This is a genomic window from Alicyclobacillus sacchari, from assembly GCF_004366795.1.
Taxonomy (GTDB): Bacteria; Bacillota; Bacilli; order Alicyclobacillales; family Alicyclobacillaceae; genus Alicyclobacillus; species Alicyclobacillus sacchari.
In genome coordinates this window covers 1-3,983 of the sequence record NZ_SORF01000039.1, presented here as the reverse complement: position 1 = coordinate 3,983, position 3,983 = coordinate 1, and the positions used below count along the sequence as shown (strand labels likewise).

General features: G+C 51.4%; 4 protein-coding genes. 2 read left to right on the top strand and 2 right to left on the bottom strand.

The window, feature by feature from the left end; all coding sequences use genetic code 11:
• A partial coding sequence (locus C7445_RS14120; RefSeq protein WP_134161326.1) for a YolD-like family protein occupies window positions 1-244 on the top strand: 244 nt, incomplete at its 5' end.
• 558 nt (window positions 245-802) lie between these two features.
• Here C7445_RS14120 and C7445_RS14115 read toward each other — a convergent pair.
• Window positions 803-2,110, bottom strand: a complete 1,308-nt coding sequence (locus C7445_RS14115; RefSeq protein WP_134161324.1) for a hypothetical protein — start codon at window positions 2,108-2,110, stop codon at window positions 803-805.
• The gene (locus C7445_RS14110) at window positions 2,103-3,353 is read right to left on the bottom strand and encodes a ParB/RepB/Spo0J family partition protein (RefSeq protein WP_134161322.1); all 1,251 of its coding nucleotides are present in this window, start codon (window positions 3,351-3,353) and stop codon (window positions 2,103-2,105) included. Before C7445_RS14110 ends, C7445_RS14115 begins: the two co-directional genes overlap by 8 nt.
• A 146-nt stretch (window positions 3,354-3,499) precedes the next feature.
• Here C7445_RS14110 and C7445_RS14105 point away from each other — a divergent pair, with 146 nt between their 5' ends.
• Complete coding sequence (locus tag C7445_RS14105) at window positions 3,500-3,772, top strand: AbrB/MazE/SpoVT family DNA-binding domain-containing protein (protein WP_134161320.1); 273 nt, start codon at window positions 3,500-3,502, stop codon at window positions 3,770-3,772.
• Window positions 3,773-3,983 lie beyond the last annotated feature (211 nt).

Sequence of the window (3,983 nt, the reverse complement as noted above, 5' to 3'; positions counted from 1 at the left end):
CCAGCGTGAACGAACAAGACGCAAACGCCCGGCGCTCACCGAGGAGCGCTTGGAGGAGATGCAGTACACACTCAGCGAGGCGATTCGCGAGGGGTGTGCCGTGCGGGTGACGGTGTTTACGCCGGAACGGGATGTGGTGTTGATGGGCTACGTGTCCGTCTGCGGCCGGGAGTTACGAGTGCAAACGTGCAACGGCGTGCGTATCGTGGATGTGCGGGATGTCGTCGGGGTGGAGATATGGTGAAGTCATAAGGCTCGAGCGATTACCAGGAATAATTTTAACATATAATTATATTTTGTTATTGTCCATTCAATCTAGTGTTATCTTGTATCATCTAGTTCGTTTGAGTACACTGAGAACGAGAGGTTCAGCAGCATGTGCATGATGCGTACTGGAAAGAATACTTTGTGGTGATGATGAAAAAGCGCCGGAGTTGGCGCCTCCGACGCTTTGAGCATCATCGCCTGGGCATTGGCCCTGCCCGCGCTATCTACGATAGCTTCTAAGGCAGTAACCGCCCCGAGGCCGGTAAACCTAGGGGGCGGTTACTTGCGTACTATGGCAAGTACCAAAGCCACGACCAACGACAGGAAGGCAATAGTTGCCGAGACTGATTGGATTATCAGCCCGATAGCTGTCGCTGTACTCATGTGGCCTCACCCCCTCCCGCTTCGCGGGCAGGGAGTGAACCCCCAAGGTGATGCTCAATGTTATTATAACTAGATTGCTAGATTTTTGCTTGTACGACGCGTAAGCGTTAACACCATTTACATTCCCCAAAGAAATAAGCGCACCGAATACCTATTTCTTCATCCATGAGCCGATGTCGCGAAGTACGGCAGCCCTTTCTCTCGGGTTCCGTGAATCCCACTCAAGAAAACGGAGTTCGCCCCGTTTCTCGAGTTGTCTATAGAATGCTCGCCGTTTTTCTTTGCTCTCATCATAGTCCGTCTTCCCACTCATTCCCCAAATCTCTATGATGAGTGGCGGTTTTCCTTCCATCCGCAATACATAATCAGGTCTGCGTCCATCGTACTCAGCCAATCCTTCCAGTGGCTTTTCCACTGTGACATCCGGTCGACGCTGCAAGCCGTTCATCAATATTTCGTGGAATTGATACTCAACCAAACTATCCACCCAAGCGCATCCATCTCGCTCTACGATCAACGCTTGTTTGGCCGGGCAGACGCTCATGAGTTGATCCGCCTCATGTTTGACTCTCAACGCCACTAGTGCGCCGATATGGGGATTGGGACACAAGTGGACTTCACGTACGAGGACGTTCCAATTGGCGCGCACAGACGTGCCTTTTGCGTAAATCCCGTCCACACGCCAGAATTCGCCCGAGCCACTTCGACTCCGATCGCCGAGTTGACCCACGACAATTTTCTGGCGCTCTCCGTGCCAAGGTTCAACGTAGCGGTTGGGAATGAAGAGCAATGCACGTGGGTCTTTGCCGTCGTGGAACGTGATCGTTCCGTCGAGCATCACTCGCCACATACCATACAGCAATTCGGAAACATTTTTTGCTTTGTGCTGTTGATGATGCTCGTACCATTGCAACCCAACTCGATACCATTCGCGTAGGAAACCTGAAAACGTCAGCTTCCCACGGACTTTCCTCTCTCCGCGCACGATGATACGTTTTTCTGGGAGAATTGTGCACTCTGTCTCCGCAGCTGAACTCATGTTCGGAGTCGGTGGTTCATGCTCTTCGGTTTGCTCTTGATCTGCCGAAAAAAAGTCATCAACGTGGAAAATTAACGATGCAACGCGCTCTCCTTTTTCATTCACCGTTTCAACCGTCTCAATGCCAAACTGCTTTTTTCGGCGTTCCACGATTCGAACAACCCCATTCCGATAAAAACCGCAATGAGGCGCATGTAGTCTTGCCTGTCCCGGATTTGACGCCAAGTGCCAATGCTCACGTTTTACCAAATGGAGTCGGATCCGTTCGTGACCGCGACATAAGCAATAAAATCTATAGCGCTCTCGATTTTCATACTGGCTTAACCATTCAGGTCGCTTGGCTGACGCCTCGTCATAAGAAAAGCGTTCTTCTCGCCCTGTCCATGTATCGACGACGAGCAGGTCTCCTTCCTTATGCATGGTCTTCGAACTCCTCAAAGATATCGCCCAGTCGTTGCACCGCTTCCCGGTCGTGCATCTTCAAATTTTCGATCAACGCCAATATGCCCTTCGTGTGGAACTCCAACTGCTCAATATCCTCCATCATCTCTTGGAGACCGTCGTCTTTAATCTCTTCCATCAAGGCCTTGGCCTGCTGACTCAGCTCGTTCGTCATTCGTTCCATGGCTCGTCTTTGCTTTTTGACAAGCAAAGCCAACCTATTTCTGGCCAGCAACATCTTGTGTTCCGGAACGTCCACGATAGAAATCGAACGCTTTTCTGCGGAGTACATCGGCTGACTACGTCCCCCATCTGCAACCGTGAAATGAGTGTCCACTGGTAGTTCGTGAGCATCGGAGGCGTATTTCGTGATGTGTGGTATGCTCTCGTTGGGTTGCATTTCTTCGCGCTCAGGAACTATCGTTTCTGATGAAGGTTCTGGTATCGATATCGGCTCCTCCCCCGCGCCCAATCCGTTGGTTTGGCGTTCTACGATGCTTTCCCATGTATTTCGAAACGCCTTGATGTCGCTGTCCGAAATCTTGGGCCAGTCCGCATAGTCGCGCATGAAATCGCGCTGGGCTTGTTCACTCATACCGGCAAGCATGGCGCCGCCCTCGAAACCAATCTTTTTCTCGCTAATCCAATGCTGAAGTTCAGGAATTAGCTTTAACAACGCGAAATGCTTGCGCACTACTGCTCTCGAACGCTCAAATTTTTTGCTGACTAAATGGACGATTTCCGAAGAAAAACTGGGTATGGTTCCCTCTCGCTCCCGAGAGGGAGACATATCCACGGAATCATCATCTATTTCATCTAACAACTTCAACCGCAATGCAAAGTAAAACATGTTCCGAGCCACAGCCATGTAGTCATCCATGATACCCGTGTTACGCTCCCAGTTGTCCGCGAGCATGATTGCGTAGGCTTCTTCGTCCGTCACATCCAAGTACTGCACGGGCACTTCTGTCCATCCAGCTTGTATCGCGACAGCGCGACGAAAATGCCCTGTCATCAGGATGTTGGTCGAACGTTGCACCAACAGCGGTTCGCGGATTCCGTTTTGGAGAATGTTCGCTTGGAGAGAAACAAGGTTCGTCGGCAAGTTGTCCATGGCTTCGGGGGTATCGTACCGTTCGCCAGCTTCGTCCCGTCGTGGATGGGGTATGAGTTCGTTGGGGTTCACCATCACGACATCCCGTTTCCATTGCGGTTGCTTCATGTGAAATCGCCTCCCGTACGAAGGTTTGTACCATCGTACACGAGGCACCTCGAAGCGTTGCGCCAACTTTATGCCATACGCGAGCAGGAGCAGTTTTGTATTTCGCGAATAAAGACATTCGACATGTCGAGTTGGAGGTCTGCGTGATGAGAAAATCGGTCGGAATCGTGCGGAAATTGGATGCGCTTCACCGTGTCATCTTGCCGAAGTCTCTTCGCGATACGTTGGATATTCCCGCGTACACTAGTGTGGAAGTGTTCATCGAAGAAGACTGCGTTGTCTTGCGCAAGTACTCGCCTGGCTGTGTGTTCTGCGGCCAAATCGACGGCACGAGCTTATTCCGCCATCGCCCGATCTGTGAGACGTGCAGACAGGAGCTCACCCAGTGGAGCCGCGAACGTACGTCTGTGCCTCGTTGACCAGGCGATTTTCATCTTAGCTCGTTACATCCGCGTCCATGACGGGCACATATTTGCCGTTCGGCGTCCGCTTGGCTTAGGCTTCGGCCACCAGGCGCTTCAATATCAGCGACGTTCGCGACAACGGGTTGCAAATCGGCATAGTTACCATACGCCATTTTTGTGGCAACACAGCAGTCCTTATTTTTCTATCGTTGTATCGTTTCCGAAA